Annotated in this window: 7 protein-coding genes; 5 read left to right on the top strand and 2 right to left on the bottom strand. The window is 68.3% G+C overall.

From position 1 onward, the window contains the following. Window positions 1-1,905: 1,905 nt before the first annotated feature. Window positions 1,906-2,073: a hypothetical protein gene (locus C447_RS02855; protein ID WP_007690701.1), complete on the bottom strand. Its 168-nt coding sequence runs from the start codon at window positions 2,071-2,073 to the stop codon at window positions 1,906-1,908. Between the two features lie 137 nt (window positions 2,074-2,210). On the opposite strand from C447_RS02855, the gene larB reads away from it, so the two are divergent. From larB to C447_RS02875, 5 genes are all read left to right on the top strand, one after another. Beyond that, window positions 2,211-2,978: a nickel pincer cofactor biosynthesis protein LarB gene (gene larB / locus C447_RS02860; RefSeq protein ID WP_007690703.1), complete on the top strand. Its 768-nt coding sequence runs from the start codon at window positions 2,211-2,213 to the stop codon at window positions 2,976-2,978. 98 nt (window positions 2,979-3,076) lie between these two features. Beyond that, a complete protein-coding gene (locus C447_RS18035) occupies window positions 3,077-3,226 on the top strand; it encodes a DUF7563 family protein (protein ID WP_007690704.1) in 150 nt (49 codons plus the stop codon). Next, the gene (locus tag C447_RS02865; RefSeq protein ID WP_007690705.1) at window positions 3,226-3,483 is read left to right on the top strand and encodes a GIY-YIG nuclease family protein; all 258 of its coding nucleotides are present in this window, start codon (window positions 3,226-3,228) and stop codon (window positions 3,481-3,483) included. The genes C447_RS18035 and C447_RS02865 overlap by 1 nt, the downstream gene beginning before the upstream one ends. 22 nt (window positions 3,484-3,505) lie before the next feature. Continuing rightward, window positions 3,506-4,903: a phosphohexomutase domain-containing protein gene (locus C447_RS02870; RefSeq protein WP_007690706.1), complete on the top strand. Its 1,398-nt coding sequence runs from the start codon at window positions 3,506-3,508 to the stop codon at window positions 4,901-4,903. A 224-nt stretch (window positions 4,904-5,127) separates the two neighbouring features. Continuing rightward, on the top strand, window positions 5,128-5,931 hold the full coding sequence (locus tag C447_RS02875) for an HpcH/HpaI aldolase family protein (protein WP_007690708.1): 804 nt from the start codon (window positions 5,128-5,130) through the stop codon (window positions 5,929-5,931). A 91-nt stretch (window positions 5,932-6,022) separates the two neighbouring features. On the opposite strand, the gene C447_RS02880 is transcribed toward C447_RS02875, so the two are convergent. After that, window positions 6,023-6,296: SDR family NAD(P)-dependent oxidoreductase (locus C447_RS02880; protein WP_007690710.1), on the bottom strand; the 274-nt coding region annotated here is incomplete at its 5' end.

Genomic DNA, 6,296 nt, shown 5'->3' on the forward strand with positions numbered 1-6,296 from the left:
CGATCTACTTCGAGAACACGCTCGCCGACGACCCGGACGGCGTCACGATCGCGACCGTCACCGTCGAGGGGAACGCAGCAGGGTCGACGGACCTCTCGCTCGACGTGACCGAGATCACCGATTCGAACGGCGTCATCTACACCGTGACGGGAACCGAAGGTGCGACGCTCCAGGTCGATGGCGGAACGGAGACCACCACGGCGACGGAGACGACGACGGCTACAACGACCACCGAAACGGCAACTGAAACCGCGACGGAAACAGCCACCGAAACGGCAACTGAAACCACCACGGCAACCGAAACACCGAACGAAACCACGACTGGAACGTCGACGGCGACCGAGACGACGACATCGACCACAACGTCGACGAGCACGCTGACCACCGATACGGAGACGACGACCGGACCGGCAGCAACCGAAACGACGGGGACCACAACCGCCACGTCGACGGCAACCTCCACGACCGGAACCACGACCGGCACGTCGACAGCAACCGAGACGACCGGAACCACGACGGCGACTTCGACGGAAACCGCGACGGCGACGACTACCTCCACGACCGGGACCGCCACGACGACCGAAACGGCGACGACCGAGACGGCAACGGCCACGGAGACGACGACTGGAACGACGGCAACCGAGACGACTGGAACCGAAACGACGGCAACCGAGACGACTGGAACCGAAACGACGGGAACCGCAACCGACACGTCGACCGCAACCTCGACGACCGGGACTTCGACCACCANGGCAACCGAGACGACTGGAACCGAAACGACGGCAACCGAGACGACTGGAACCGAAACGACGGGAACCGCAACCGACACGTCGACCGCAACCTCGACGACCGGGACTTCGACCACCGGAACAGCGGCCGAGACCCGGACGACGACGGTGAGCGGGACGACAGCAACCGAATCGGCGGGGACGGACACGACAGCAACCGAACCGACGGGAACGGACACGACAGCAACCGAATCGACGGGAACTGACACGACGGCGACGAGCGGAACCGCGACCGAGACGACCACCGGAACCACGACGCAAACGACCGCCACGACGACCGCGGCGGACGGGAACGACGCCGCGACGGACGGGAGCACCACGAACGAAACCGCCGGCGCGGGCAGTGAGGGCGACCGCGCGGCGAACGAGCAGGCCGTGCGTGATGGGCTCGCGGGCAGCGGGCTCTCGGACGAACAGGTCGACGGAGTCGCGTCGGCGCTCGCGGCGAGCGGGCTGTCGACCGACGAGCGGAGCGCGATCACCGACGCACTCGCCGGTGACGGCCTCACCGACGAAGCGCGCGGGGCGGTCGCCGACGCCATCGCGGGCGGGCTCTCCGACGACGAACTCGTCGCGCTGAGCGAGGCGCTCGACGACGGCGTACTCACGAACGCCGAACGCGAGACGCTCGGCTTCCTCGACCTCGCACCCGACGACGCCGCCTACTACCAGGTCGACCTCGTGACGGGCGAGCCGATCGAGGAGCTCCGGAGCGACGAGGGCTACTACACCCCCGACAGGCTGCTTCGGTTCGCCCACGGCGACACCGACGATGGCGTGACGCGCGTCTCGGACGGCGAGTTCGTCGAGAACGACTCGGTGGCCGAGCGGATCGAGAGCGAGGATATTACTGTGGAGAACGGCACCGCGACGGTGACGGTGAGCGTCTCCGAGGGCGAGCCGGTCGACCTCACCCTCGCGAGCTACGAGAAGGTCGGGCCGGGCTGGAGCCCCGAGACCGAGGCGAAACAGACGTTCGTCGACAGCGAGACGCGGACCCTCGCGTCGGGAACCCACACGTTCACCGTCGACCTCCCCGACGGAGCCGACGGCTCGGCGGCGTAGAACAGCGCCGTCGCTCACGGGCTGGCGAGGAAAAATTTGAAGCGGTCGAGCCTTACAGGTCGCGCGGCTGGACGGTCTTTCGATCGTTCTCGTCGGCGCGCCGTGCGGCGTCGGCGAGCAGCTCCGAGACTTCCTCGTCGAGCGCGTCGTAGAAGTCCGACGAGACGTTCATTTCACTCAGCTCATCCTTGACGGCGGCTTTGACGATCAGGTCTGCCATACACGCCCCACTTCCGAAGGATGATTTATAAAGGTTGCCATAATCGCTCGTTATCGGCCTTCTCGGGCGGGTTCGTGCGCTGTCGACCCCCCGATCCGAGTCGATGGTGAGTTGTGGGTCGGGCACGGATCCCGTCCATGCACGAGACGCTCCGCGCGCTCGCGGCGGGGGAGATCTCGGTCGCCGAGGCCGAATCCCGGCTTGCAGGCTACGCGACCGGCGAGAACGGTCGATTCGACGCCGCCCGCGAGTCGCGGAACGGGGTTCCGGAAGCGGTGTTCGCCGAGGGAAAACCACCGGACGCGGTCGCCGAGCTGGTCGCGCTCGCGGTCGAGACCACGGGCCGCGGGCTGGCGACGCGGGTCGACCCCCGGTCCGCCGAGGCGGTGACGGACCGACTCGCGAGGGAGTTCCCCGAAGCGACGGTCGAGTACGACGAGATCGCCCGCGTGCTCACGGCCCGCGCGGCGGACGCCAGCCTACCGAGCCTGGATGCGGTCGTCGGGGTCGTCACCGCGGGAACGGTGGACGCCGGACCGGCGGGCGAGGCGGCGGCGGTCGTCGCGGCGATGGGGGCGAGGGTCGAGCGGTACGACGACGTCGGCGTCGCCGGGATCCATCGGCTGGTCGACGAACTCGACGGCCTGCGCGAGGCCGACGTGCTCGTGGTCGCCGCCGGGCGCGAGGGCGCGTTGCCGACGGTGGTCGCGGGGCTGGTCGACGTCCCGGTCATCGGGCTGCCCGTCGCCTCGGGCTACGGCCACGGTGGCGACGGCGAGGCCGCACTCGCGGGTCTCCTCCAGTCGTGTACGGTGCTCTCAGTCGTGAACATCGACGCGGGGTTCGTCGCGGGGGCGCAGGCGGCCCTCGTGGCGCGGACGCTCGACGCCGCCCGTCGGGAATGAATCGCGGTCGTACGCGGGTCGCGAGCGTCCGGGAAGGGTATGTATCGCTCCGTACCCACCGATCGCCCGTCGTCAGTGTCGCTCTCAACACACCACGTATGCCAGCCTGTGACCACTGCGGCGGGCACGTCTCCGAACGCTTCGAGCCCGTCTTCGCCGACGAGTACGGTCGACCGTTCGCCTGCCCCGACTGCTCGGCGAACGCCGGCATCGCCGAAATCGCTTGCGAACGGGCCCGCAACGCCTGATGAGCCACCACGTCTACATCGTCGAGTGCGCCGACGGCAGCCTCTATACGGGGTACACCACCGACGTCGAGCGCCGGGTCGACGAACACAACGCGGGCGAGGGCGCGAAGTACACCCGCGGTCGAACCCCGGTCGAACTCCGGCACGTCGAGACGTTCGACGAGAAGGGGCGCGCCATGTCGCGCGAGTACGAGATCAAGTCGCGCTCGCGCGCCGAAAAGCTCGAACTCTGTGACGAGCGGGCGACGACCTTTTGAGACGGGGCTGAGAGGGGTTTGTATGAACGCTATCTCCTTCGGTACCGACGGCTGGCGTGCGACCCTCGACGTCTTCACGACGCCGCGGGTTCGGATGGTCGGCCAGGCCGTCGCCACGACCCTCCAAGAGGCGGGCCACGACGCCCCAGTAGGGATCTGTTACGACGCCCGCGAGACCTCGCGCGGCTTCGCCGAAGAACTCGCGCGCGTGCTCGCCGCCAACGGTTTTGATGTACTTCTCCCCGACCGCGACCGCCCGACGCCGCTGCTGGCGTGGGCGATCCGAGAGCGGGGCCTCTCGGGCGGGCTGATGGTGACCGCCTCGCACAACCCCTCGGAGTACAACGGCGTGAAGTTCATCCCCGACGACGGCGCGCCCGCGCTGCCCGAGGTGACGGACGCGATCGAATCGAACCTCGCCGAGCCCGACCCGCTGCCCGAGGGAGAGTGGGGAACGGTCGAAGAAGCCGACTTCATGGACCCGCACGCCGAGCACGCCCTCGACCTCGTGGCCGACTACGCCGGTGACGATGGTGAGATCGACCTCGACGGCCTTCCGGTGGCCTACGACGCGATGTGCGGGAGCGGGCGCGGCGTCACCGACGACCTCCTCTCGCGGGCGGGCGCGGTGGTCGACCGGCACCGCTGCGAGCGCCGCCCCGAGTTCGGGGGCACCCCGCCGGAGCCGAGTGCCGAAACCCTGGAAGCGCTCACCGAGACGGTTCGAAACGGCGACCCGAGGCTCGGGATCGCGAACGACGGCGACTCCGACCGGCTCGCGCTCGTCACGCCGAAACGGGGCTACCTCGACGAGAACCTCTTCTTCGCCGCGCTCTACGACTTCCTGCTCGAAGCGGACTCGGGGCCCGCGGTGCGAACGGTCTCGACCACGTTCCTGATCGACCGGGTGGCCGAAGCCCACGGTGAGGAGGTCGTCGAGACCCAGGTCGGGTTCAAGTGGGTCGCCGAGGCGATGGCCGAATCGGACGCCCTGATGGGCGGCGAGGAGTCCGGTGGGTTCTCGGTTCGAAACCACGTCCGCGAGAAGGACGGCGTGCTGATGGCGTTGCTCGCGGCGGCCGCCGAGGCCGAGGAGCCGCTCGACGACCGCGTGGACCGCCTCCTCGACGAACACGGCGAGATCCACCAGTCGAAGGTCAGCGTCGAGTGCCCCGAGAGCGAGAAAGAGCGGGTGCTTGCGGACCTCGACGGCGCACTGCCCGACAGCGTGGCGGGCGCAGCGGTCGCGAACGTCGTCACCGAGGACGGCTTCAAGATCGTGCTCGACAGCGGGGCCTGGCTCCTCGTCCGTCCGAGCGGGACGGAACCCGTCCTCCGGGTCTACGCCGAGGCCGAGAGCGAGTCACGGGTTCGAGAGCTGCTCGATGCGGGTCGCGACCTCGTCGAACCGCTGGTCTGAACGGAGCCGCTCTTTTCGTTCGCCAGCCGCTCTGAGCGACGCGTCCTCTCGTGGCCCACCCATACCAAGATATATCACATGTGGCGATATCAATTCGGGATGTACGTACCCAGAACTGGGCGTCGAGGTCACCGGCGATGGTTTCGCGGGTTCGATTCCGGGGGAAGACGCTACGTTCGGTCTGGATTCAACGCTTATCCGCGAGGGCCGCCTATAGAGCACCGATGACAGCCGATTCCGACCTTCATCCGTCACGGAAGAACGGTCTCCGGACGACCATCGAGAACGGTGAGACCGCACTCGGGGTGCTCGACGACCTCTACAGCCCGGAGATGGTCGAGATATACGGCGACATGGGGTTCGACTTCGTCTGGCAGGACCTCGAACACGCCGGTCCGGCCCCCACGGACGCCCCCTCGCTCGCCCACCTGCTCCGGGCCGCCGACGCCGCCGACACCGAACTCCTCGTTCGGATCCCGGAACCGGACCCGGCGACGGTGCACAAGGTGCTCGATACCGGGGTTCGGAACGTGTTCATCTCGCACGTCGAGACCGCCGCGGACGTCGAGAGGGCGGTGAAGGCCGCCCGCTTCACCTACGACGGCGACCCCGGCGGTCGCGGGTTCGCGAACCCGCGGGCCAGTCGGTGGGGCGGGGCCGACGAGTACGTCGAGACCGAGGACCACGAGATCATGGTCGGTGTCACGATCGAAGAACCGGCCGCCATCGACGACATTGACGGGATCCTCGCCGTTCCGGAACTCGACTTCGTCTTCGTCGGCCCGCTCGACATCGCCGTTGCGATGGGCCATCCCGGCGACGTCGCCCACCCGGACGTGCAGGAAGCCGTAGACAGGGTCGTCGAAGCGGCCCGAGAGGCGGACGTGATCATCGGCGGGCTCGGGTTCGGCGAGGACGACGTGGACGAGAAGATAGCGGACGGCTATCGGATCCTCCACGTCGGGAGCACGACCGGCGCGGCGCGGGAGACGCTGCAGTCGTGGCCCGAGGCGTTCGGGAGTCGATAGGACTGCGCACACGCTGCCAGAGACGGAAGGCGAGAGACGAACTGGCTTCTCGAATCGGTGTGTGAACGGGAACCGTTCCGAACGCGACGGGCTATCGGTTGTCGTACTTCCAGTTGTCGATGGGGACCTGGCCGCCGTCGACGCGGAGTTCGTGGCCGTTGACGTAGTCCGAGGCTGGCGAGGAGAGGAAGGTCACGGCGTCGGCGACCTCCTCCGACTCGGCGTACCGACCGAGCGGGTTGAGCTCCGTTATCTGCTCGTGGGTCTCCTCCGAGAAGTCCTCGACCATCCGGGTGTTCGCCCAGCCCGGCGCGACGGCGTTGACCCGGACCCCCTCGCGCCCGAGTTCGAGCGCGAGGCTCTTC

It is taken from the genome of Halococcus hamelinensis 100A6 (assembly GCF_000336675.1).
GTDB lineage: Archaea > Halobacteriota > Halobacteria > Halobacteriales > Halococcaceae > Halococcus > Halococcus hamelinensis.